Origin of the sequence: Salinirubellus litoreus (genome assembly GCF_037335815.1) — an archaeon.
Lineage (GTDB): Archaea > Halobacteriota > Halobacteria > Halobacteriales > Haloarculaceae > Salinirubellus > Salinirubellus litoreus.
Genome location: NZ_CP147841.1, coordinates 1,697,492 through 1,719,929, shown reverse-complemented (window position 1 = coordinate 1,719,929; position 22,438 = coordinate 1,697,492). Strand labels below are relative to the sequence as shown.

The window sequence follows — 22,438 nt, the reverse complement described above, 5'->3', positions numbered from 1 at the left end:
CGTGGCGACTACCGACGCGACCACTGATCCGAGCGCCGACTGGGACGTTCCCCTAGAGGAGGACCCGGTTCGGTGTCCCCGCTGTGGCCGGCCGTTCAGGCGGGAACAGTACCGCGACCTCCACCTCGCCGAGCACGGCACCGAGTCGCTCTCGGAGCTCGAGCGGGCGGCCTACGAGGCGGCCCGCGACGCCGAGGACGACGACCTGTTCCTCTTCCACCTGAAGATCGTCGGGGCGCTGGCGATACTCTACGCGGTGCTCGTCCTCGCGTACATGGTCTTCGGCGTGTGAGTACGGCGCGGGCGCTCGCTCCGGAGCCGTCGAGAAGAGGGGTCGGACCGATCCGAACCGGTTACGGGAGGATCGAGTACGACGCGGCGATGGTGAGTGTGAGCGCCGCCAGCAGGCCGATCCCGATGAGGTACGACAGCGACCGGGGTTCGTAGAGGAGGTGCTGGTAGTAGCCGGCGACCGCGACGGCCTTCAGCAGCGACAGGGCGAGTATGGCCCCGAAGGCGTACCAGTAGGCGTTCTCGACGAACCCCATCGTCTCGACCGCGACCTGCGCGGTCGCCAGGACGAACAGCGCGACGAATATCAGCGTGTACAGTCTGGTGTTTGCCATGTCTTGTCACCTCACAGGATGTAGAACAGCGGGAAGAGGAACAGCCAGACGATGTCGACGAAGTGCCAGTAGAGCCCGAAGTACTCGACCGGCTTCTCGTCGCCCATGTAGGCCCCGCCCCAGGTCCGCCACATGAGGTAGACGGTGATGACCAGGCCGGCGAGGACGTGTGCCCCATGGAGGCCCGTCGTGAGGAAGAACGTCGCCCCCTCGATGGAGGCGTCGAGCCAGATCCCCTCGTGGAGCAGTTCGACCCACTCGATCCCCTTGTTGATGAGGAAGCCGATGCCGAGGAGGAGCGTGGCGGTGAGACACGCCAGCAGCCCCTTCCGACTCTCGTGTTCGGCCGCAACCATCCCCAGGATGACCGTGAACGAACTCGTCAACAGGAGGTAGGTGTTGATCAGCCCCGGCAGGGAGTTGTGCGGGACGATGTGCCAGCCGGTCCACCCGGCCGAGAAACGGACGAACACGTACGCCCCGATGAACGCCCCGAAGAGGACGACGTCGCTGGCGAGGAAGATCCACACGCCGAGTTTGGTGTTCTCGACGCCGGCGAACGGCCACCGCTCGGCGATAGCCATCTCGGGGGCGTGGAAGTCCTCGTAGCCCATCGCGAACAGCGACCCGAGGGTGATCAGCCCGCCCGCGAGCGACGTGCCCATGTAGAACCCGCCGGCCACGCCGTCGGGGAACGCCCCGCTCTGGAATCCCGAGAGCCCGACCAGCAGGACGAACGCGCCCACGCCGGTCGCGAACGGCCAGATGCTGGCGTGGCTCGGCCCCTCGCCGTGGGCGACCGCCATCTCCCCGCCGCCCTCGTCGCGCTGTGCGGGGAGACCCGTACCGCCGGTGACCACGCCGCCATCCGGCGCGCCGGTGCTCGTGCCACCGTCCGAACGGGTCCCGGTTCCGTCGGCCGACAGCGGCGAGCGGTACCCCTCCGAGGTCTCCTCGCCGCCGTCGGTAGTCACGCGGTCGACGAAGTCGAGGAATCCCCCCTTGTAAGTGGCCCGCCCGGGGAAGTTCTCGAGCGGCGGGGGCGAGGAGACCGCCCACTCGGCGGTGTGGGTGAAGTCCCACGGGTTACCGTCGACCTCCTCGCCGTTCCAGATGCTCGTGTAGAGGTTGTAGAACATCACGAGGAACGAGATCCCCAGGAGGAAGCCGCCGACGGTGGCGATCCGGTGCCACCCGACGAGTTCGGCCGGGTAGTCGAACACCCGTCGTGGGGTCTCCCAGGCGACGAACATGGGGAAGTAGAGCAGATTGAACCCGAGGAAGTACAGCCCGAACTGGACCTTCCCGAGGAACTCGTCGTACATCCGGCCGGTCATCTTCGGGAACCAGTAGTAGAGCCCGCCGATGAGCGCCGTCACGCCGGCGACCATCACGTAGTGGAAGTGTGCGACGACCCAGTAGGTCCCCCGCATCGCGTAGTCGAGGACGACGGCTCCGAGGAACACGCCGGTGATGCCCCCGACGATGAACACGATCAGCCCCCCGAACGCGAAGAGGAAGGGTGTCTTGAAGCGTATCCTGCCTTTCAACATCGTGTAGATGAGTGCGAACACCATCAGGTCGAACGGGAGCGAGATCCCGATGGTGGTCGCCATGAACAGCGTCTTGATCTGGAGGTTGATCGTCGTGAGGAACATGTGGTGCATCCAGACGATGAACGACTGGAGCGCCACGAGCACCATCGACGCGATGAACCACTTGCGCCCGATGAGCCGGCTCCCGGTGAACGTCTGGAATATCTCGGCCATCACCCCCAGCGCCGGGAAGAAGACGATGTAGACCTCCGGGTGCCCGAAGAACCAGAACAGGTGCGTCCAGAGCATCGACCCGCCCGGCGATTCGGTAACGAAGTACATCGTCCCGAGCAGGCGGTCGGCGCTGAGGATCATCAGCGCCGCCAGGAGCGCCGCGAACGCGAACAGCATCATCCACACGGTGAGGAGGATGCTCCAGGTAAAGAGGGGGAGACGGCGGAGGGTGAGCCCCTCCGCCCGCATCCGGTGCATCGTCGTGAGGAAGTTCACCGAGGAGACGGTGACCGAGACGACGAACAACAGCAGCGCCAGCACCGCCGTCGAGGCCCCCACCTCTGGCATGTACATCGGGACGTTGAGTGGGGCGTACATCGTCCACCCGCCCGAGAACGTGGCCCCCTGGAAGAACGACACACCGACCAGGAGCCCCGAGGCGAGGTAGAGCCAGTACGAGAGGGCGTTCAGCCGCGGGAACGCAAGGTCGTCCGCGCCGATCTGGAGCGGGACGACGTAGTTTGCGAAACCGAACGCGAAGGGTGAGAGGAACCAGAACACCATGACGAGCCCGTGGATCGAGACCGTCTGGTTGTACGCTTGAGGTGAGAGGATGGTACCGCCCGGCGTCCACATCTGCGTCCGGATGAGCAGCGCGAGCAGACCACCGAAGACGACGAAGAACAGCGACGTAACGAGGTAGAGGATACCGATGTCCTTGTGGTTCGTGGTGACGAACCACCGCTTGACCGAGGACATCGGCGGGAGGCCGTGGTGGTCCTCGGCGTGGCCTCCATCGGATCGGAGGTCCCTGGGTTCCCGGTCCCCGTCGGTCGATGCACCGCCGTTCGCCTCGGTCCCCGTCCCGTCACTCATGCGGGGACACCCCCACCGAAGGCCGCCGCGGGGGCGGCGATACGCGCGCTCGATCCGCCGGTGCCGTTCGTGTCACTGGTGCTGTTCGTACCGCTCGTAGCGTCCGAACTCGACGTGTTCATGCCCGCGTACCACTCCTCGTAGGCGGAGGGTTCCATGACGACCACCTGCGCGTTCATCGCGGAGTGGCCCGCCCCACAGAGCTCGTAACACTGGGCGGTGTGGTTGCCCGGCTCCTCGGCGATGAACCACGTCTCGGTCGTGGTCCCCGGGATGGCGTCGGTCTTCGCGCGCAGCGAGGGGACCCCGAAGTTGTGGAACACGTCGCTGGAGGTGACGGTGAGCCGGATCGGCGTGTCGGCCGGCACTCGCAGGATCGCGTTGACCTCCTCGCCGTTCGGGTAGGTGAACGCCCAGCCGAACTGGTAGCCCTCGACCTCCACGTCGATGGGCTCTTCGGTCTGGGCGGCGGCCCCGCCCTCGACGTACAGCAGGGTGCCGTAGGTCCAGACGATGAGCGAGACGACGATGACGGTGCTGAGTCCGAACGAGAGGAACAGTTTCCGACCGCCGCCGCCGCCCTCCGGGAGTTCCCCCAGCGACGGCCGCTCGGCGTCGGCCTTCTTCACGTCGTCGCGCTCGGTCCCGTCGCGGTACTTGTAGGCGTTCCAGAGCATGTAGCCCAGAACGATCACGCCGACGAGCGTCCCGAGTGCGACGAAGACCGTGAATATCTCGTTGAAGACGTTCATCCGCGTCCCCCGCGGGATCAGGCCCCCCTGGAGCGGGACGTGGTGTATGGCACCAATAATCATATGAGGCGTGTTGCCGGTTATCGGGGGCGAGAAGTTAGGTGTTTCGGCATCATTTGCCCCGACTTGGCCGCGCCGTCCGACGATTCACCGGGGTCGCGGTCGCGGTAGCGACCGCTCGTGGATCCCCGGGGAACCCGTCAGACGCCGATACGGACCCATGGGAGACGATCGAGCGAACCGGCAACCGAGCGGCCTCACGCGAGTTACTGGGCCGTGGATGGCAGGGGTGGCGTCGTCCTGACGATCGACGGCGGCGTCCGTGGGCGTGTTCGGGGCGGTGGGGCGACGGCAGGGGGGGACGGCGGTCACCGGTCGTCCCCTCGGCGAGGACTGTCGTACTCACCGGCTTCACGGCGGGGGTCGAACCGCACTCCGGCGCCGTTCGCGGTCGTGCTCGTCGACAGGGCCCGGGCTACGGGAGGTTGCGTCGCCGACAGGAGTTCAGTTGGATCGCGTCCCCCGGTCGGCCGTGGCGACGGCTACCCGTCGAGTTCGTCCACGAGATCGCCCGCGAGCCCCGTGTAGGTGTCGGGGGTGAGCGCGCGGAGTTCCGCGCGAACCGACTCGTCGACGTCGAGGTCCGCGAACAGCTCCCGGAAGTCCTCGAGCGAGGCGCGCTGGCCCCGCGAGAGTGCCTTCACCCGCTCGTAGGCGTCCTCGTGGCCCTCGCGTCGAAGTATCGTCTGGACCGCCTCCCCGATCACCTCCGGGTTCGATTCGAGGTCCTCGCGCATCACGGACGCGCGCGGGACGACCTTCTCCAGGCCGGTGGCGGCCTTCCGGTAGCCGATCAGACAGTGGGCGAGTGCCGCGCCGACGTTCCGCTTGACCGTCGAGTCCGAGAGGTCCCGCTGGAGCCGCGAGGTGGTGACGTAGTCCGCGAGGAAGGTGAGGTCCGAGTTGGCCTTCGAGAGGTTCCCCTCGCTGTTCTCGAAGTCGATGGGGTTCACCTTGTGGGGCATCGTCGAACTCCCCGTCTCCCCCTCGACCGCCTCCTGGCCGAGATAGCGCATCGAGACGTACGTCCAGCAGTCCCGGTCGAGATCGAGCAGGACGTTGTTCACCGCCTTCAGAGAGTTGAAAACGGATTCGATATCGTCACACGGGTTGACCTGCGTCGATAGCGACGTGTGGGAGAGGCCGAGCGACCCGACGAACTCGCGGGAGAACGCCCGCCAGTCGACCTCGGGGTAGGCCGCGTGGTGGGCGGCGTAGGTGCCCGACGCCCCCGCGAGTTTCCCCGAGAGCCGATCGGTCACGCGATCGAGTTCCCCCAACACCGTCGCGAGACGGGCGGCGAAGACGGCCATCTCCTTGCCGAACGTGGTAGGAGTGGCCGGCTGACCGTGGGTGTGAGCGAGCATCGGCAGGTCGCGGTGCTCGCGGGCCAGCGCGGCGAGCGCGTCGCGAACCCCCCGGATTGCGGGAACGATCACCTCCTCGACGGCCGGCCCGAGGAGGAGCCGGTGGGCGAGGTTGTTCACGTCCTCGCTGGTGAGCGCGAAGTGGACCCACGGCCCGATATCGCGCTCGGTGCCGTCACGGACGAAGTACTCGACGGCCTTCACGTCGTGGTTGGTCGCGGATCGGCCCGCGTGACCCTCGGTTTCGTAGGCCTTGATCGTCCGCGCGTCGTCGGCGTCGAACCCCTCGTAGAGCGAGCGGAGCTCGGTTCGCGTCTCGTCGTCCAGCGAGAGCGGCGTGGCGTCGAGGTCGGCGAGCGCGAGGAGGTACTCGACCTCGACGCGGACGCGGGCACGCATCAGCGCCGCCTCGCTTGCGTACTCGACGAGCGGTTCGGTGTAGCGGGCGTAACGGCCGTCGAGCGGCGAGACGGCGTGCAGAGCGTCCCGGTCGTCGGTCATGCGTGGACGTGCGCGGAGTGCCGAAAAGAGGGTGTCGAACCGTAGCCGTCTCGTCGGGATGTCGGGTGGGACTGAAAGGGGCCGCTGGTTCGAGGAAGGCGGGCGACGTAAGCACCGCAGCGCGAACGAAGTGAGCGCGAGGCGCGCAACGAGCCCCCCGACTCGAACCGGCGGGGGCTCTAGAGGTGTTCTCACCGCTCGCAGCGAGTACAGACTGGAACACCTCGAAAGCCCCCGCGTTCTCGACTCGTGCGGTACGCGCTGCGCTCCTCGTTCGTTCCCTCCGGTCACTCACTGCGGTGCTTGCGGCACCGTACTTCGTCGAGAACGCGGCCCCTTTCAGTCCCACCCGACACCCCGTTTCAGGACTACACCTCACTCCCGACACCCCGACCGCAACCCCTTTTGCCCGACGCTGCCCGGTTCCGCACATGCGAATCGCCGGCATGGCCTCGAACCGCGGTCGGAACCTGATGCACGTCGCGGACCGCGCCCCCGGCGGTGCGGAGTTCGCGGTCGTCCTCACCAACCAGGAGGGAGCCCCCGTCATGGAGTCGGCCGCCGAGCGCGGCATCCCGACGGAGGTCGTCGCCCGCGGAGACGAGGAGTCCCGCGAGGACCACGAAGAACGCGTCCTCGGCCGCCTCGCCGAGTACGACTTCGACCTCGTCTGCCTCGACGGTTACATGCGGATACTCACCGAGGAGTTCCTCGATTCGGTCCCGACGACCCTGAACGTCCACCCCTCGCTGCTCCCGTCGTTCCCGGGGCTCGATGCCCACGAGCAGGTGCTCGACGCCGGAGTTCGGATGACGGGCTGCACGGTTCACATCGTCGACGAGACGGTCGACGGCGGCCCCATCGTCACCCAGGAGGCGATCCCCGTCTTCGAGGGCGACGACGAGGGGACGTTGAAAGAGCGCGTGCTCTACGAGGGGGAGTACCGGGCGTACCCGCGTGCGGTCGGCTGGTTCGCCGAGGACCGGGTCGAGATCGGCGACGACGGCGAGGTGCGCGTCGAGGGCGATACGGCGGGTGATCTCCCCACCAGGCGGCTGGTCTCGAACGACCACGCCGCGGGACTCCGCTACGGGGAGAACCCCCACCAGGACGCCGCGCTGTACGCCGACCCGACCTGCACCGAAGCGTCGGTCGTACACGCAGACCAGCTCAACGAGGGGTCCAAGGCCCTCTCCTACAACAACTACAACGACGCGGACGCGGCGCTGAACCTCGTCAAGGAGTTCGCCGAGCCCGCGGCAGCGGTGATCAAACACACCAACCCGGCGGGCTGTGCGACGGCCGACTCGCTCGCCGAAGCCTACGACCGGGCGCTCTCGACGGACGCGATGAGTGCCTTCGGGGGTATCGTCGCGCTCAACCGGGACTGTGACGCCCCAACCGCCGAGCGGATAGTGGAGTCGTTCAAGGAGGCCGTCGTCGCGCCGGGGTACACCGACGCCGCACTCGACGTCCTGTGCGGGAAGGAGAACCTGCGCGTCCTCCGCGTGGGCGACCTCGGCGAGGTCACCGAACGGCTGACGGAGAAGCCGCTCGTCGGCGGGCGGCTCGTCCAGGAGCGCGATCTCCAGTCGCTCTCGGCGGACGACCTGGAGGTCGTCACCGAGCGCGAGCCCACGGACGAACAGGTCGAGTCGATGCTGTTCGCCTGGCGAGTCATCAAGCACGTCAAGTCGAACGCCATCGTGTTCGCGTCGGGGACCGAGACGGTCGGCGTGGGTATGGGGCAGGTCTCGCGCGTCGACGCGGTCCGGCTGGCCGCGATGAAGGCCGAGGAACACGCGGAGGGGAAGGACGCGGAGGGAGCGGTGATGGCCTCCGACGCGTTCTTCCCGTTCCCGGACGGGATCGAGGCGGCCGCCGAGGCGGGCGTCGAGGCGGTCGTTCAGCCGGGTGGATCGGTCAACGACGACGACGTGATCGCGGCCGCCGACGAACACGACATGGCGATGGCGTTCACCGGCTCGCGGGCGTTCCGCCACGACTGACCCACCGGAACGGGTGGGCGCGATCCCACGGATGGCACCACCCCGATCGGGATCGGGACGACACGATGGAGAGGGAAGCCACGCCCGGCAGCCCGCGACCCGTCCAGGGGTGTCGGTGGGGGGAACGGGCGACGACGTGTTCTGGTGCCGAAGGGCTAAAGCGCGCTCCGCGGGTCGAGCGGGTATGGAGTACCAGGCGGCGGCGAACGCCCTGTTCGATCTCGGACGGTTCGCCCCGAAGCGGGGCGTGGAGTCCACGCGCGACCTCCTCGCACATCTCGGGAACCCCCACGAGGACCTGACGGTGGTGCAGGTTGCGGGGTCGAACGGGAAGGGGAGCACGTCCCGCATGGTCGAGCGGATTCTCCGGGAGACGGGGCTCGACGTCGGCCTCTACACCTCGCCACACCTGGACGACGTCCGCGAGCGGGTACGGGTGAACGGCCGTCCCGTGAGGAAGGCGCGGGTGGCCGAGTTCGTCGAGGACTGCCGTGAGTACCTCGACCGCCGGGCCGCCGGGAACGACTCGCCGACGTTCTTCGAGGCGCTGACCGCGCTCGGGCTGTGGGAGTTCGACCGTCAGGCGGTCGACGTCGCGGTGCTGGAGGTGGGTATCGGCGGTCGGTACGACGCCACGAGCGTCTGTGACCCGATCGCGAGCGCGGTGACGAGCGTCACGCTCGAACACGCCGATATCCTCGGGGACACGGTCGCCGAGATCGCCCACGACAAGGCTCACGTCGCCCCCGCGGGCGGACCGCTCGTCACCGCGACCGAGGGCGAGGCGTTCGACGCGGTGCGGGCGACGGCGGGTGACGTCCTCCGGGTCGGAACCGACGACGAGGCGGACGTACTCGTCGAGTACGGCGGGCGGGAGGGCATCGAGGGGGCCGTCGAGCTGACCGGGCCGGACTGGGCGGTCGAGACACGGCTCCCGCTGCTCGGCTCCCACCAGTCGCTGAACGCCGGGGGCGCCGCCGCGCTCTGCCGGCAGGTCGGAGCCGCGACCGGGACCGACGTGACCGGGGCGCACCTCGAACGCGGGCTCCGGAACGCCCACTGGCCGGGGCGGTTGGAGGTGATGGGTCGCGAGCCGCTCGTCGTCCTCGACAGCGCGCACAACCCGGGGAGCGCCGAGCGCCTGACCGAGACGCTCGAATCGTTCGAGTACGACGCCCTCCACCTCGTCGTCGGTGCGATGGCCGACAAGGACCACGCCGGGATGGCCGCGGCGTTCCCGCGCGCCGAGCGGGTCTACACCTGCCGGCCGGGGATGGACCGCGCGGAGACGGCGAGCGCGCTAGCCGTCTCGTTCGAGGGACGCGCCGGGACGGTGATCGAGACCGACGACGTGGGCGGGGCGCTCGACGACGCGCTCGACGACGCGAGCGCGGGGGACGCGGTGGTCGTCACCGGATCGCTGTTCACGGTGGCCGAGGCCCGCCGTCGGTGGACCCGCACGCCGGTACGGAAGCGAGTTCCCGACGTGGAGACGGCGAGCGCGGTGCTCGCGGACGCCGACGTCCCCGAGGTCGACGTCGAGCGTCTGGCGAGCGAGGGGGTCCACCGGACCCTCCGCGTGCGCGTGGAGGGCGGGCGGGCGGAGACGCTCCGCGCGGAGGCGCTCGGCGCGGGCGTCGCGTGTGCGACCTCCGGGGTCGAGTCCACGACCCACGACCTCGTCGACGCGGTGCTGTCGGGGACGCTCGACGGGTTCGAGCGGCTCGCGACGCGGCTGGAGGGCTCCGATCGGGGACTGACCCGCCTCGCGACCGACGTCCGGGGGGCGCTCGACCCGGGTGCGACCACGACGCCACGCGAGCGGCACGGCTACCCCTGGGAGGACGGCACGGCGGTGATGGGCATCCTCAACGTCACGCCGGACTCGTTCCACGACGGCGGGGAGTACGACGACGTCGAGGCCGCCGTCGCCCGCGCCGAGCGGATGGTCGAGGTGGGCGTGGACGTCGTCGACGTCGGCGGGGAGTCGACCCGGCCCGGGGCCGAACCAGTCCCCGTCGAGGAGGAGATAGCGCGGGTCGTCCCCGTGATCGAGGCGATCACGGATCTCGACGCGCTGGTCTCGATCGACACGCGGAAGGCCGAGGTGGCACGGGCGGCGCTCGACGCCGGTGCCGACATCCTCAACGACGTCTCCGGTCTCGAGGACCCCGAGATGCGCCTGGTCGCCGCCGATCGAGACGTCCCGGTGGTGGTGATGCACTCCATCGACGCGCCGGTCGATCCGGGTACCCGAGTGGAGTACGACGACGTGGTCGAGGACACGCTCGACGCCCTGGCCGAACGCGTCCTGCTCGCCGAGCGGGCGGGTCTCGACCGCTCGCAGATCATCGTCGACCCCGGCCTCGGGTTCGGGAAGACACGCCACGAGAACTTCGAGCTCCTGGGCCGGATCGGGGAGTTCCGCTCGCTGGGGTGTCCCGTGCTGGTTGGTCACTCGCACAAGTCGATGTTCGACCTCGTCGGCTACGCCGACGACGAGCGCCTTCCCGCCACTGTCGCGGCGACGGCGCTCGCGGCCGACCGCGGTGCGGATATCGTCAGGGTCCACGACGTGCCCGAGAACGTCGCCGCCGTCCGGACGGTGAAGGCCGCACGCGATCCCGACGGGATCTGAGCCCTCCCGATCCGGAACCGAACGACCGGAGCGAGTCCTCCCCTCGGTGGAGAGGACAGTTCTGACCAGCGAGTATCGTAGCCGCGAGCGGCTACTCCACGGCGACGTCGAGTACGGCGTGCGTCCCGCTCTCGACGGCTTCGAGCGCCCGGTCGAGAGCGGGGGCGAGGTCCTCGGGTTCGGTGACCCGTTCCGCGTGACACCCCATCCCCGCCATGGCCCCCGCGTAGTCCGGCGACGGGTCGAACCGGGTGAAGGCGTCGTCGAGGAAGTCGGGATCCTCGTACTGGTCGTGGACGGCGTCCGACACCGCCCGCCAGCCGCCGTTGTCGTAGACGACCCACAGGTGGGGAGCGCCGCAGGCACGGACCGTCGCGGCGGCCGCGAGGGGGTTGCCGAACACGAACGAGCCGTCGCCCACAGTCGTCACCACCGTCCGGTCCGGCCGGGCGAGTTTGACGCCGATCGAGGCCCCGAGCGCCCACCCCAGCCCGCTCGAACAGTAGGAGTAGTACGTCCCGGGTTCGGTCCGTTCGAGGTGACGCAGCACCGACACCGTGTTCGTCACGGTCTCGTCGACGATCACGGCCTCGGGGCCGACGGCCTCCCCGATGGCCCGCGAGAGGACGGCGGGTGTGATGCGGTCGGGGTCGTCATCGACCGCGTCGTTCCAGCTCTCTCGAAGCGCGTCGTGGCGCTCGGCGGCGCGGGCGGTCCGGTCCTCGGTCCGCTCGCCGGGTTCGTACCGCGCGGCCAGGTCCGCGAGCACCGTCGCGGGGTCCGCGCGGACGGCCAGGTCGGGGCGGAAGTCCCAGAGCGGGTACTGGCCCTTCTCCGTGTCGGGGTCGACGTGGACGACCGTTGCGTCCTCCCCGGGCGTCGCGCGGGAGGGGACCCACGGGACGTCGCAGGCCGCGACGAGGACGAGGTCGGCGTCGTCGAGCCACGGTTCGGCCCCGAACCCGAGGTGGAGCGGGTGGTCCCGGGGGAAGTTCATGTCGAACGCCGGGGCGGCCTCGACGACCGGCACACCGACCGTCTCCGCGAACTCGACGAGCGTCCCGACGGCCGCCTCCTCGCGACCGAGGTACGACGTGACGACCAGCGGGTCCTCGGCCGAATCGAGGAGATCGAGCAGTCGTTCTCTCGTCTCACGGCTCGCGGTCGCGGGTGCCGTCTCCCGGCGGCCGGTCCCGACGTCCGGCGACGTCTCGGCGGGTTCGCGAAGCACCTCCCGCGGGAGCGTGAGATAGGACGGGCCCGCGGGCGGCCCCTCGGCGGTGTCGAACGCCCGGGCGAGGACCCGATCGACGTTGGCCCCCGTCTCGAGTTCGTACGTCCAGTTGGCGTACTCCCGGACGAGTCCCTGCTGGTCGTAGACGTCCTGGTACCAGTGGACGAAGATGCTCCGCGATCCCGGGCGCTCGCCGCGGGTCGTGAGCGGGGTCCGACCGGCGAGGACGAGCATCGGGACGTGCGAGCGCGACGCGTTGTGGAGGGCCGGCCCGAGGTTGGCCGTCCCCACGTCGACGTGGACGAGCACGGCCTGCGGGTCGCCGGTGACCTGCGCGTAGCCGTGCGCGGCGCTCGCCGCGACCGTCTCGTCCGACGCCAGCACCGTGGTGGGTGCCGCGTCGCGTGAAAGCCCCTTCACTAGCGTCGGGTGGTCGGTCCCGAACGTCGCGAAGACGTACTCGACGCCGCCGGCTGCCAGCCGTTCGACGAGCCGTTCGCCCGTCTCCAGTCCCTCCGTGTCCATGGCCGTGGGTGGCCGTGCCCGCTACTATACGTTGTGCCCGTCTGCCCAGTCGCGCCGGGTCGCCGTCCCTCGTGCGGGACGTCCTAGATCCGACGATGACGAGATGTGAAAGGAACGGGAGGCGAGGAGCTGACGCACGCTGGCCGGTCTCAGCCGAGCAGCGCGTCGATCGTCCGCCTCACCGCATCCCCCGCCGCCTCGACCTCCGGGAGCCGGACGTACTCCCGCTCGGCGTGGGCGACCGCGCCCTCCTCGTCGGCGAGGACGCCCGGACCGAAGACGACGGTCGGGGCGTCCGCCGCGAAGTACGAGGCCTCCGTCGCGGCGGTGAACGGCCGCGTCTCCCCCCCGCTCTCCTCGACGAGTCGCCCGACCAGCGGCGCGTCGGGGTCGGTCGCCCACGCCTCGAGGTGCGGCGTGGGTCGGTCGCGCAGCGCGAACTCCACGCTCGCCCCATCGGGTGCGTGCGACCGGAGGTGTTCGTCCAGCTCCGCCCGGAACCCCTCGGCGGTCTCGGGAGGGACCGATCGGCGGTCGAGCGTGAACCGGCACTCCGCGGGGACCTGGTTCGTCGCCTCGCCCCCCTCGACGGTGGTGACGGTGAGCGTCGGCCCCCCTAACTGGGCGTGCTCGCCGGGACCGTGCGTCCCGTCGAAGCTCCGGACGGCGGCGAGGAGCCCTTCGAGCGCCGCGACGGCGTTCACGCCCGATTGTGGCTCGGCGGCGTGGGCCGCGACCCCGCTCACCGAGACGACCCCCTCGAACCGCCCGCGCGCGGCCGTACACACGTCCAGCCCCGTGGGTTCGCCGACGACGTAGCCGTCGGCGTCGAAGTCGAGCGCGGCCGCGCCCGTCGAGGTGGTCTCCTCGTCGGGCGTCACCGCGAGCGTCACTCGCCCGTTCCCCGGCTCGCAGGCGAGGAACGCGTCGAGCAGCGACGCGAGCGGTCCCTTCGCATCGCAGGAGCCGCGACCGCTCACCACGTCGTCGTCCCTCGAATAGGGGACGTGCGGCGGGACGGTGTCGATGTGGGTGTTCAGGACGAGGTGGGTATCGCCCTCGCCGCGCGAGGCCAGGACGTTCCCGGCGTCGTCGACCTCGGGCTCCGTCTCGTGCTCCTCGAGCGTCTCGACGAGGACGTCACGCATCTCGGTCACGTCCTCGTGGGAGGGTGTCCGGACCGCCCGCTCGTGGAACGCGATCGGGTCGAACGCCGACATGTTCAGTCGTCGTCCCCCGCCACGCGATCGAGTCGGCGCGGCCCGGCGGGAGTGCTCGACCCCTCGAACTCGTGGACGACCGGCCCGCGGAGCGTCGACCCCGAGCCGGTGACGCTCACCGCGAGGTCGCCGCCGGGCGGGGAGACCACGACGGGCTCGTCGGTCTCGACGCGACCGAGGCGGTTAGCGACCGCCGCCACGGCGACCGCGCCGGTCCCACACGAGCGGGTCTCGCCCTCGACCCCGCGTTCGAACGTCCGCTGGTCGTAGCCGCCGTCGGCCCGTTCGGAGGCGAACGTCACGTTCGCCCCTTCGGGGAAGACCTCGGCGTGGCGGACCGGCGGTGCGACCGACTCGACGTCCACCTCGTCCACGCTCTCGACGAACGCGACGGCGTGCGGGACGCCCGTGTTCACTGCGGTCACGACTACACCCTCGACCTCGCGCTCGACGAACGGCTCCTCCGAGCGGACCGGGACGTCCGGGGGATCGAACGTCGGTCGGCCCATGTCGACGGTCACCTCGCCGGTCTCGCGGTCGAGCGTGGCGGACCGGGTGCCGGAGAGCGTGTCGATCATCACCTCGTCGCTTCCGGTCCGGTCGGCGGCCCACCGGGCGGTAACCCGGGCACCGTTGCCGCACATCGCCGCGACGCTCCCGTCCGGCTGGACGAGCGTCATGACGACCCGCGGGGGACTGTACGTCGGCTCGAGCGAGAGGAAGAGGACGCCGTCCGCACCCCTCGTCCCGGTCCCATTCTCGGGAGGTTCGATACCGTCCGTCCGGTCGCAGAGGTCGGCCGCGAACGCCCGCCGGTCGGGCACCTCCTCGGCCGCGTCCACGACGACGAAGTCGTTTCCGGTCCCGTGGTACTTGTCTACGTCTACCATCGTTCGTCCCGTCCGTCGTCACTCCCGAACTCGTCGGTCATGCCACTTCCAGCCGCCTCACCCACTTGAGACCCACGGTCCGCTCGGGTCGTCCCATCCCGCTCGTCCCGGTCCTCCGATCGAGCGGAGCCGGGGCCGCTCTCGACTTCCAGGCGCGTCAGATCCGCCAGCGTCTCGCGCCGGACCGCCAGCCGCGCCGATCCGCCGTCGAGCGCGACCACCGCCGGGCGGGGCCGGGAGTTGTACTGACTGCTCATCTCGTAGCCGTACGCCCCCGCGTTCCCCACCGCGAGGAGGTCCCCGCGGGTCGGGTCGGGAAGCGTCCGGTCCCGGCCGAGCACGTCCGCCGTCTCGCAGACCGGGCCTGCGACCTCGCACGACACCGGATCGCGCGGCGGCCGGTCCGGCTCGAGGCTCCGGACCGCGTGGTAGGCGTCGTACATCGCCGGCCGGAGGAGCGTGGTCATCCCGGCGTCGATACCCACGACCGTCGTCTCGGGCGTCTCCTTGACCGTGTTCACGGTGGTGAGGAGCACGCCCGCGTCGGCCACGAAGTACCGGCCGGGCTCGATCGCCAGCCGGGGTTCGACGTCCCCGATCGCCTCCCGCGTCGCCCCGGCCACGGCATCGAGGTCGAGCGGTTCCTCGTCCTCCCGGTAGGGGACGCCGAACCCGCCGCCGACCGCGACGAATTCGAGATCCAGGTCGGCGATGTCGCGGGCGAGGTCGCCCATCCGCCGGACGAGTTCCCGGTGGGCCGAGAGGTCCTCGCCGGAGATGCCTGACCCCGCGTGGGCGTGGATCCCCACGACATCGAACCCGCGGTCGGCGGCGGCGCGGGCGACCGCCGCGGCCCGGTCGTAGGGGACGCCGAACTTCGGTTCGGCCCCCGTCGAGACCTTCGCGTGGTGGCCCGTGCCGATCCCGGGATTCACCCGGATACACAGCGGGCCGTCGAAACCCCGGGCCGCGACACGGTCGAGCGTGTCCGCCGCGCCGACGGTGACCGTGAGTTCGGTGGACGAATCGAGCGAGCAGACGTGGTCCAGGTCGCACGCCGGCGGGTTCACGGCCGTGTAGCGGACCCTCGAGGCCGGGAAGCCGGCGTCGAGCGCACGCCTGACCTCGCCGGCGGCCGCGCACTCGGCGTCGATTCCGGTGGCTTCGAGCGCTTCGAGCACCGGTCGTGTCGTGTTCGCCTTCACCGCGTACGCCACGTCGGCGTCCGGAAACGCTTCACGGAGCCGGGCGGCGTTCTCGCGCACCCGTTCGAGATCGTATACGTACAGCGGGGTGTCGAACTCGTCGGCGAGGTCGCGCAGCCCCTCGGCCTCCCAGTCGTCGAGTCGCCGGATCGGGGGGTTGTCTGTCACGGGACGCACCTCCCGGGGCCGCTTCGCTCGGCCGGATTCGTCTCTCCCCGTCGGAATCGAGCAGAGCGCGCGTGGCGGCCCAGCGGCCGCGGGCTTCGGCGGCGTTCGCCCGTGCTACATCTCATCCGTCTCACTCCCGGAGCGCGCCCTCGCGCCTCGTCGCCTCGAGCGTGTCCTCCTCGACGTGGGTGGCGACCACCGCGGGCTTGTACGCGCCGCCCTCGAACAGGTCGTGTTCGCCGACGCTCGACTCCACGTAGCGGATGAACGCGCGCCGCTCGGGAGGTAGTTCGCCGTAGCGCACCTCCTCCTCGACGAGGTCGTAGATCGGGATTCGCGGGGTGAGCAGCGTGTTCTCGCCCACCACGGAGTCCTCGCCGACGACGAAGCCCGACGTGACGCGACACCCGGCCCCGAGCGAGACCCCGTCCTCGACGACGACGGGCGCGTCCTCGACCGGTTCGAGCACGCCCCCGACGAGCGTGTTCGCCCCGAGCTTCACGCCCTCGCCGATCTGCGCACACGACCCCACCGTGTCACAGGAGTCGACGAGCGTGCCGTCGCCGACGTGGGCCCCGACGTTGACGAACGCGGGGGACATCAGGATCGCATCGCTCCCGACGTACGCTCCCCGCCGAATCACCGTCCCGTCGGGGGTGTTTCGAGTGCCTCGCTCGTGGAGGTCGTCGGTCCGCCGGAGCGGGAGGACGTCGTGGTAGTCGACGCCGCCGTGGTGGTGGGCGACGGTCTCGCGCAGCCCGAAGTTCAGCAGGACCCCGCGCTTGACCCACTCGTTCGCCGTCCAGGTGCCGTCGCGCTTCTCGGCCGCACGGACCTCCCCCGCTTCGAGCGCGTCGAGGAAGGCGTCGAGGGTGTCGAGCTCCTCGCGGCCGGCCTCGGCGGCCGTCAGCCCGTCGTCGTACCGTTCCCACAGCGCCGTCACGTCCGATTCCAGTGTCGAGTTCACGTTCGTTCACCTCCGAGCACGTCCCCGAACCCGTAGTACCCCGGGGTCCGCCCGACGAGCCACTCGGCGGCGTCGAGCGACCCCGCCGCCCACACCCCTCGTGACTCCGCCCGATGCGCGAGCGTGAGCACCTCCTCGTTCCCCGCCAGGAGCACCTCGTGCTCGCCGCGGACGTCGCCCGCACGCCGGACGTGGACGCCCACTTCCCCGTCCTCGCGGGGCTGTTCGCCCTCCCGACCGTAGACCCGTTCCGGGTCGTCCCCGCGGGCGTCGTCTATCTCGTCGAGAACGGTCAGCGCCGTCCCCGAGGGGGCGTCGCGCTTGCCGTTGTGGTGGGTCTCGGTCAGCTCGATATCGTAGCCCGGGAGGGCATCGACCGCCGCGTGGACCGCCCGGAGGAGCGCCTGGACGCCGCGGGCGAAGTTCGCCGCCTTCAGCACCGGGACGCGCCCGCTCGCCTCCCGGAGCCGCGAGGTGCCCTCCTCGCCGAATCCGGTCGTCCCGACGACGCAGGGGACGCCCGCCTCGGCCGCCGTCGAGACGTAGTCGAGGCTCGCCTCGGGGACCGTGAAGTCGACGAGTACGTCCGCGTCCTCCAGTGCCGCCCGGAGGTCCGAGCCCGCGAACGTCTCGTCCACGTCCGGGACGTCCATCGGCGCGGTCTCGGTGACCGCGACGACCTCGTGCCCGCGCTCGGCGGCCGCCTCCACGACCGCGCCGCCCATCCGACCGGTCGCGCCGGTGACGACGACTCGTAACCCGCTCATGCCGTTGCCGTCGCCTCGGGTTCGAGTTCCGCGAGCACCGAGCGGAGCCGTTCGCGGTGCTCCTCGGAGAGGTACGACAGCGGCGGGCGCATCGTCCGGGGCATGTGCCCGCGCATCGCCATCGCCTCCTTGACCGGGATGGGGTTGGTCTCGACGAACAGGGTGCGGAACAGCGGCCCCATCTCGTGGTGGAGGTCGCGTGCGCAGTCCAGATCACCGTCGAGCGCGGCGTCGATCAGCGCGACGCACCGCTCGGGCTCGACGTTCGCCGCGACGCTGATACAGCCCGATCCCCCGGCCGCGACGATGGGGTAGTTGAGTGCGTCGTCGCCCGACAGCACCGTGAACTCCTCCTCGCGGGTTCGCTCGATGACCTCGGAGATACGGGCCATGTCGCCGCTGGCGGCCTTGTAGCCGACGATATTGGGGTGGGAGGCGAGGTTCACCGCCGTCCCGACCTCGATGTTCCGCCCCGTCCTGCTGGGGACGTTGTAGACGATCTGGGGGAGGTCGACCTCGTCGGCGACCGCCCGAAAGTGCGCCTCCATCCCGTCGGGTTCGGGCGTGTTGTAGTACGGCGAGATGAGGAGGAGACCGTCGGCACCCGCATCGGCGGCGCGTCGGGAGAGGTCGAGCGCCTCGCGGGTGTTGTTGGACCCGGAGCCGGCGATGACGGGCACGTCCTCGACCGCGTCGACGACCGCCTCGACCACCTCGACGTGTTCGTCGTGGGTCATGGTCGCGGACTCGCCGGTCGTCCCGACGGGGACGACCCCGGCGACGCCCGCGCGTTCGAGTCGTCGGGTGTTCGCCTGCAGTGTCTCGAAGTCGATGCTCTCGTCGTCGTGGAACGGCGTCGTCATCGCGGGGAAGACGCCGGTGAACGGCTCGTGTGTCATGTGCTGTGTGTCGTGTACGCTGTCGGGTGGTCGGGTACGGTCCGGTCGGCGGTGGCCCGCGACGGGGTCGCCACGCCCGCCACGAACCGGTGGCTACCGCCGTTTCCGTTTCGGAGAAGCGAACGCGCGGTCACACCCGTGGGTCGGGCCCCGCCGGCGGCCACCACGACGTGTGACACCTCGCATGAGAGGGCGGACGGCGCACGCCGACTTAGACGTTTCCCATCGTCCCCGCCGCTCGCGCCGTCCTGCCCCCGAGGTGGCGACCACCCCGCGAGAACTCGACTCCCAACCGATATTAGACGGGAGGCGGTAGTGGCTCCCGAACCATGTCCGTCGAATACGAGGGGCTGTCGTTCGAGCGACCCGGACACGCGAGCGTCCGTATCGACACCGGCGAGACCGTCGTCTACATCGACCCGTGGGCGGAGGTCCTCGACGGCGAACCCGGCGATGGGGACGTCGTGTTCGTCACGCACGACGACTTCGATCACTACGATCCCGAGGGGATCGCGGCAGTCGCCGGACCCGACGCGACCGTCGCCGTCTACGAGGCGGTCGATACGACCGACCTCGACTTCGACGTGATCGACCTCCCCTACGAGGGTGAGACGACCGTGGCGGGGATCGACGTCCGGGCCGTCCCGGCCTACAACGATCCCGAGGGGGAGCACCTCGACGACGAGGGGAACCCGTTCCACGCCGACGGGGAGGTCATCGGCCTCGTGTTCGACCTCGACGGGACGACGGTCTACTTCCCCTCGGACACCGACTTCCTCCCTCACCACGAGTCGATCACCGCCGACGTGTTCATCCCGCCGATCGGCGGGCACTACACGATGGACCGGGAGGAAGCGGCGGAGTTCGCCCGGAGCGTCGATCCCGACCTCGTCCTCCCGGTCCACTACGACACGTTCGAGGCCATCGAGACCGACGCGAGCGCGTTCGCGGAGGCGCTGGAGGCGGACGGCATCCGGGTCGAACTGTTCTGATCCGACCGCCGGCTCGCGACCGCCTCCCGTCCCCCCGACCGGGAGCGAGGACGACCGGCTCACCCGGGGGACTGCCGTCGGACACAGGACTATACGTCACCCGCCCGTAGCCGGGGTATGTCCGAGGGGACGAGCACCGGCCCGGTCGGCGAGCCGACCGGGCGTCTCGAAGCCGGGGGCTGGGAGCTCGTCGAGGAGTCCACCGAGACGTTGTTCGAGCTGTCGGCGGCCCGCGTCGAGGGCCACACCCGCGTCTACGAGGACGCCACCCTCCGGCGTGCGGTGGGGGAGGCCACGGGCGTCGACCGGCTCTGCCGGTTCTTCTTCGCCAGCACCGTCGAGTTCTCACCACCGCTCTCCCCCGGCGTCGCATCCCTCATCAGGTCGACCGTGGCGAACGAGGCCCGACGGGAGTTCGCGGAGGACCTCCGCGAGCGAGGGTTCGTGAACGTCGACCGCGGGCGGACACGGAACGTGCGGACCGACTCGGGCGCGCGAGCGCGGCTCACCGACTACCGGGCGATTTACCCGCTCCGGGACGGCGGCCTGAGCGTCGACCTCCGTGTCAGGGGGTTCATCGCCGTCTGGCTCGACGAGAGGTTCCACGTCGCCGGCGGCGTCTACCCCGAGTCCGGGCTCGGTGAGTTGCTGGCCGACGTCGATCCCGACGCGAGCGGCTACCAGGAGGAGCTACTCGATCTGGTTCGGGCGACCGGATAGGTCGGGAACGACTACCGCGGCGAGCGGAGCACCGCGAGGAGGCAGCCGAGCGGCCGGAGCCGAACTGCCGGGTAGCCGAAGCGTCGCTCCAGCGACCCGGCGTCGGCGTCGGCCCCCGCGCGGACGACCGTGGTCCCGCCGACCGTCAGTTCGACGGTCAGTCCGGCGGCCGCGAGCAGGTCGGGGAGGTCACCCGCCCGGTCGCGGTGTCGACGGAGGAGCCGGACCGCCGATCGAACGGACCGCAGGTCGACGGTCACGAGGTCGGTGTACGACTCGACGCGGACCGGCTCGCCGTCGACGGCGAGCGAGAGGTCCGCGGTGACGTCTATCGGCGCTCGGTCGGCGAGATCGCCCTGGAGCGCTTCGAAGAGGTCTCGAACGGGCGTCACCGTCAGTCGGAGTCGTCGCCGTCGCGGTCGCGCTCGCGGGTGGCGATGCGGAGCGTCCCGTCGATCCGCCACTGGGCGTGGTCGGCGTCCGGTCCGGTCTTGCTCGGGACGTCCACCTCCATGTCGGAGAATTCGTAGGTTATCTCGGCACCGCGGCCGGTCAGGCGGTCGTAGAGGCTGATCGCTAGCTCCGGCCAGGTCCGAGTCTCCTCGACCCGCGGCTCGACCTCGTCGGCATCGCTCTCGCTCATGGCAGGGGGTTGTGTCGGCGTGAACTTAACGACGGGGAAGCCGGCGAGACGAGTCCGGGCCGGCCCCGAGTCACTCCCCGTCCGCGGGCATCCGTGCGAACGTGAGGTAGCCAGTGTGACCGACGCCCGCCGTGCCCGGGCGCGAGCCGCGGTCGTCGAAGTCCATCCGCCGCTGGATCGTCTCGTACGTCTCCACCTCCGCCAGCCCCGCCTCGCGGGCCGCGAGGGCCGCCTCGCGCGTCCCCTCGACGAACGGCGTGTAGACGGCGAGGAACCCGCCAGCCCGGAGCAGTGTCGGCGCGCGCTCGATCACCGTCGGGGCGTCCCCGGTGTCGAGCGTGAGGAGGTCGAACCCGCCCGAGAGGTCGTCGAGGTCGGCGGTGACGTCGCCGGTCCGCACCTCGACGCGGTCGGCGACCCCCGCGAGCGCCATGTTCCCGCGGGCGACGTCCGCGAAGTCGGGGTTCGACTCGTAGGTCGTGACCGAGGCACCGGCCCGTCCGAGGTACGCCGCGAGGACGCCGGTGCCGGTCCCGGCGTCGAGTACGCGGTCGCCGGCCGATGCCCCCGTGTGGCCCATCAGGAGGCCGATATCGCGGGGCATCATCGGCGCGCCCGTCCGCTCCATGTGGTCGAACAGGTCGGGTCCCCGGAGCTCCCGGACCGAGAACGGCTCGCCGAGATGCGTCTCGACGACGTCCCCGGGGTCGGCGTCCTCCGGCAGTTCGAGCACGCCGAGGTCGGTCCCCTTCTCCTCGCCGGGCGAGAGGAGGAACTCGCGGTCGCCGCTGACGAGGAGGAAGGTCGGTCGGTCGCGCTCTCCCGTGTCGGTCACTCCAGCCGCTCGACCGCGGCCGCGAGGTCGCCGTCGGCGGCTTCGAGCGCCTCCCGCGCCTCCGCCTCGCTCGCCCCGGTCCGTCCGGCGACGATCTCGACGTCGGCCTGCGGGATGTCGTCCCCGCCCGACGACTCCGTATCCTCCTCCGGATCGGCCGCCTCGACCGCCCCGGCCGTGGCGGCGTCGTCCCCGCTCGACCCGGAGTCCGACCGGGGGCGGCTCTCGGGCGAGCCGACGATCTGGTAGGTCGCCTGGCCCTGGGCGTCCATCCGCTGGACGTCCGCGTCGTCGAAGACCAGCTCCTCGTCGGCCGTCCGGATGATCACCTCCTCGGCGTCGATCTCGGTGAGGTCGATCCCCATCTGTTCCATCATCTGCTTCATCTTGCGGGGGTTGAGTCCGCCGCCGCCTCCTCCGAACATACCCGTCGGGAGGGACGCCCAATAAAAAAGCCTACTCACTCCGTGCGGGCACGGCGTGCCACGCACGAGTGACCGGCGATCGGACGTCGCCGTCGACGCCGGGTGACCGTTACTCCCCCCTGCCGTACACCGATATCGTAACGGGATTCCCGGGCCGTCTCGGCGACGGTCGGGTGCATCCGCCACCCCGAGGCGGTGGGGCCCGCAACGCGTCCTCGTCGGACAGCCCCATCATCGATGGGCCCCACTCACCCCGGATTCCACTTGTGGAGGTACGTATAAAGCGACCCGCGAGCGTTTTCACGGTCTGAAACGACCTGGCGAGCGTCGGTGACAGCGACGGCGACACG

At 70.3% G+C, this 22,438-nt stretch carries 20 protein-coding genes; 5 read left to right on the top strand and 15 right to left on the bottom strand.

From position 1 onward, the window contains the following. The first annotated feature begins 1 nt into the window (after nt 1). Nucleotides 2-292 carry a DUF7410 domain-containing protein gene (locus WDJ58_RS08390; protein WP_338917223.1) on the top strand — a complete coding sequence of 97 codons (291 nt, stop codon included), beginning with the start codon at nt 2-4 and terminating at the stop codon, nt 290-292. A 61-nt stretch (nt 293-353) separates the two neighbouring features. On the opposite strand, the gene WDJ58_RS08385 is transcribed toward WDJ58_RS08390, so the two are convergent. The 4 genes from WDJ58_RS08385 to purB form a co-directional block, all read right to left on the bottom strand. After that, nucleotides 354-626: a cytochrome C oxidase subunit IV family protein gene (locus WDJ58_RS08385; protein WP_338917222.1), complete on the bottom strand. Its 273-nt coding sequence runs from the start codon at nt 624-626 to the stop codon at nt 354-356. 11 nt (nt 627-637) lie between these two features. Next, the gene (locus WDJ58_RS08380) at nt 638-3,271 is read right to left on the bottom strand and encodes a cbb3-type cytochrome c oxidase subunit I (protein ID WP_380660518.1); all 2,634 of its coding nucleotides are present in this window, start codon (nt 3,269-3,271) and stop codon (nt 638-640) included. Then, a complete protein-coding gene (coxB, locus tag WDJ58_RS08375; RefSeq protein ID WP_338917221.1) occupies nt 3,268-4,086 on the bottom strand; it encodes a cytochrome c oxidase subunit II in 819 nt (272 codons plus the stop codon). Before coxB ends, WDJ58_RS08380 begins: the two co-directional genes overlap by 4 nt. 479 nt (nt 4,087-4,565) lie before the next feature. Continuing rightward, nucleotides 4,566-5,951, bottom strand: coding sequence for an adenylosuccinate lyase (gene purB, locus WDJ58_RS08370; protein ID WP_338917220.1), 1,386 nt, complete (start codon nt 5,949-5,951; stop codon nt 4,566-4,568). 431 nt (nt 5,952-6,382) lie between these two features. On the opposite strand from purB, the gene purH reads away from it, so the two are divergent. Continuing rightward, complete coding sequence (gene purH, locus WDJ58_RS08365; RefSeq protein WP_338917219.1) at nt 6,383-7,960, top strand: bifunctional phosphoribosylaminoimidazolecarboxamide formyltransferase/IMP cyclohydrolase; 1,578 nt, start codon at nt 6,383-6,385, stop codon at nt 7,958-7,960. A gap of 184 nt (nt 7,961-8,144) precedes the next feature. Further along, nucleotides 8,145-10,598 (top strand): dihydropteroate synthase, encoded by a 2,454-nt coding sequence (gene folP, locus WDJ58_RS08360; protein WP_338917218.1) that lies wholly within the window; start codon nt 8,145-8,147, stop codon nt 10,596-10,598. Nucleotides 10,599-10,689: 91 nt separating this feature from the next. On the opposite strand, the gene WDJ58_RS08355 is transcribed toward folP, so the two are convergent. The 7 genes from WDJ58_RS08355 to dapA all read right to left on the bottom strand — a co-directional run bounded on the left by WDJ58_RS08355 (nt 10,690) and on the right by dapA (nt 18,473). Continuing rightward, entirely contained in the window at nt 10,690-12,357 is a 1,668-nt protein-coding gene (locus WDJ58_RS08355; protein ID WP_338917217.1) for a thiamine pyrophosphate-requiring protein, read from the bottom strand. 149 nt (nt 12,358-12,506) lie between these two features. Then, entirely contained in the window at nt 12,507-13,577 is a 1,071-nt protein-coding gene (locus WDJ58_RS08350) for a M20 family metallopeptidase (protein WP_338917216.1), read from the bottom strand. A gap of 2 nt (nt 13,578-13,579) precedes the next feature. Next, nucleotides 13,580-14,467 carry a diaminopimelate epimerase gene (gene dapF / locus WDJ58_RS08345; protein WP_338917214.1) on the bottom strand — a complete coding sequence of 296 codons (888 nt, stop codon included), beginning with the start codon at nt 14,465-14,467 and terminating at the stop codon, nt 13,580-13,582. Next, entirely contained in the window at nt 14,461-15,849 is a 1,389-nt protein-coding gene (lysA, locus tag WDJ58_RS08340) for a diaminopimelate decarboxylase (RefSeq protein ID WP_380660514.1), read from the bottom strand. The genes dapF and lysA overlap by 7 nt, the downstream gene beginning before the upstream one ends. A 121-nt stretch (nt 15,850-15,970) precedes the next feature. Then, the gene (locus WDJ58_RS08335) at nt 15,971-16,807 is read right to left on the bottom strand and encodes a 2,3,4,5-tetrahydropyridine-2,6-dicarboxylate N-succinyltransferase (RefSeq protein WP_338917212.1); all 837 of its coding nucleotides are present in this window, start codon (nt 16,805-16,807) and stop codon (nt 15,971-15,973) included. Beyond that, nucleotides 16,804-17,574 carry a 4-hydroxy-tetrahydrodipicolinate reductase gene (gene dapB / locus WDJ58_RS08330; RefSeq protein WP_338917211.1) on the bottom strand — a complete coding sequence of 257 codons (771 nt, stop codon included), beginning with the start codon at nt 17,572-17,574 and terminating at the stop codon, nt 16,804-16,806. The genes WDJ58_RS08335 and dapB overlap by 4 nt, the downstream gene beginning before the upstream one ends. Next, nucleotides 17,571-18,473: a 4-hydroxy-tetrahydrodipicolinate synthase gene (dapA, locus tag WDJ58_RS08325; RefSeq protein ID WP_338917210.1), complete on the bottom strand. Its 903-nt coding sequence runs from the start codon at nt 18,471-18,473 to the stop codon at nt 17,571-17,573. Before dapA ends, dapB begins: the two co-directional genes overlap by 4 nt. Nucleotides 18,474-18,802: 329 nt before the next feature. On the opposite strand from dapA, the gene WDJ58_RS08320 reads away from it, so the two are divergent. Then, nucleotides 18,803-19,465: an MBL fold metallo-hydrolase gene (locus WDJ58_RS08320; protein ID WP_338917209.1), complete on the top strand. Its 663-nt coding sequence runs from the start codon at nt 18,803-18,805 to the stop codon at nt 19,463-19,465. 117 nt (nt 19,466-19,582) lie between these two features. Continuing rightward, nucleotides 19,583-20,185 (top strand): hypothetical protein, encoded by a 603-nt coding sequence (locus WDJ58_RS08315; RefSeq protein WP_338917208.1) that lies wholly within the window; start codon nt 19,583-19,585, stop codon nt 20,183-20,185. Between the two features lie 11 nt (nt 20,186-20,196). Here the strand turns inward: WDJ58_RS08315 and WDJ58_RS08310 are convergent, their stop codons facing one another. The 4 genes from WDJ58_RS08310 to WDJ58_RS08295 all read right to left on the bottom strand — a co-directional run bounded on the left by WDJ58_RS08310 (nt 20,197) and on the right by WDJ58_RS08295 (nt 22,088). Next, complete coding sequence (locus WDJ58_RS08310; protein WP_338917207.1) at nt 20,197-20,577, bottom strand: hypothetical protein; 381 nt, start codon at nt 20,575-20,577, stop codon at nt 20,197-20,199. 2 nt (nt 20,578-20,579) lie between these two features. After that, complete coding sequence (locus tag WDJ58_RS08305) at nt 20,580-20,828, bottom strand: hypothetical protein (protein WP_338917206.1); 249 nt, start codon at nt 20,826-20,828, stop codon at nt 20,580-20,582. A gap of 70 nt (nt 20,829-20,898) precedes the next feature. Next, the gene (locus WDJ58_RS08300) at nt 20,899-21,663 is read right to left on the bottom strand and encodes a methyltransferase domain-containing protein (protein ID WP_338917204.1); all 765 of its coding nucleotides are present in this window, start codon (nt 21,661-21,663) and stop codon (nt 20,899-20,901) included. After that, complete coding sequence (locus WDJ58_RS08295) at nt 21,660-22,088, bottom strand: nascent polypeptide-associated complex protein (RefSeq protein ID WP_338917203.1); 429 nt, start codon at nt 22,086-22,088, stop codon at nt 21,660-21,662. The genes WDJ58_RS08300 and WDJ58_RS08295 overlap by 4 nt, the downstream gene beginning before the upstream one ends. Between the last annotated feature and the right edge of the window lie 350 nt (nt 22,089-22,438).

Excerpts from the sequence above, each read along its gene's own strand:
- WDJ58_RS08305 (WP_338917206.1), bottom strand. The coding sequence starts at position 20,828 with ATGAGCGAGAGCGATGCCGACGAGGTCGAGCCGCGGGTCGAGGAGACT.
- WDJ58_RS08380 (WP_380660518.1), bottom strand. The coding sequence starts at position 3,271 with ATGAGTGACGGGACGGGGACCGAGGCGAACGGCGGTGCATCGACCGAC.
- WDJ58_RS08295 (WP_338917203.1), bottom strand. The coding sequence starts at position 22,088 with ATGTTCGGAGGAGGCGGCGGCGGACTCAACCCCCGCAAGATGAAGCAG.
- purH (WP_338917219.1), top strand. The coding sequence starts at position 6,383 with ATGCGAATCGCCGGCATGGCCTCGAACCGCGGTCGGAACCTGATGCAC.
- WDJ58_RS08320 (WP_338917209.1), top strand. The coding sequence starts at position 18,803 with ATGTCCGTCGAATACGAGGGGCTGTCGTTCGAGCGACCCGGACACGCG.
- dapF (WP_338917214.1), bottom strand. The coding sequence starts at position 14,467 with ATGGTAGACGTAGACAAGTACCACGGGACCGGAAACGACTTCGTCGTC.
- WDJ58_RS08315 (WP_338917208.1), top strand. The coding sequence starts at position 19,583 with ATGTCCGAGGGGACGAGCACCGGCCCGGTCGGCGAGCCGACCGGGCGT.
- WDJ58_RS08355 (WP_338917217.1), bottom strand. The coding sequence starts at position 12,357 with ATGGACACGGAGGGACTGGAGACGGGCGAACGGCTCGTCGAACGGCTG.
- WDJ58_RS08350 (WP_338917216.1), bottom strand. The coding sequence starts at position 13,577 with ATGTCGGCGTTCGACCCGATCGCGTTCCACGAGCGGGCGGTCCGGACA.
- dapB (WP_338917211.1), bottom strand. The coding sequence starts at position 17,574 with ATGAGCGGGTTACGAGTCGTCGTCACCGGCGCGACCGGTCGGATGGGC.
- coxB (WP_338917221.1), bottom strand. The coding sequence starts at position 4,086 with ATGATTATTGGTGCCATACACCACGTCCCGCTCCAGGGGGGCCTGATC.
- dapA (WP_338917210.1), bottom strand. The coding sequence starts at position 18,473 with ATGACACACGAGCCGTTCACCGGCGTCTTCCCCGCGATGACGACGCCG.
- purB (WP_338917220.1), bottom strand. The coding sequence starts at position 5,951 with ATGACCGACGACCGGGACGCTCTGCACGCCGTCTCGCCGCTCGACGGC.
- folP (WP_338917218.1), top strand. The coding sequence starts at position 8,145 with ATGGAGTACCAGGCGGCGGCGAACGCCCTGTTCGATCTCGGACGGTTC.
- WDJ58_RS08385 (WP_338917222.1), bottom strand. The coding sequence starts at position 626 with ATGGCAAACACCAGACTGTACACGCTGATATTCGTCGCGCTGTTCGTC.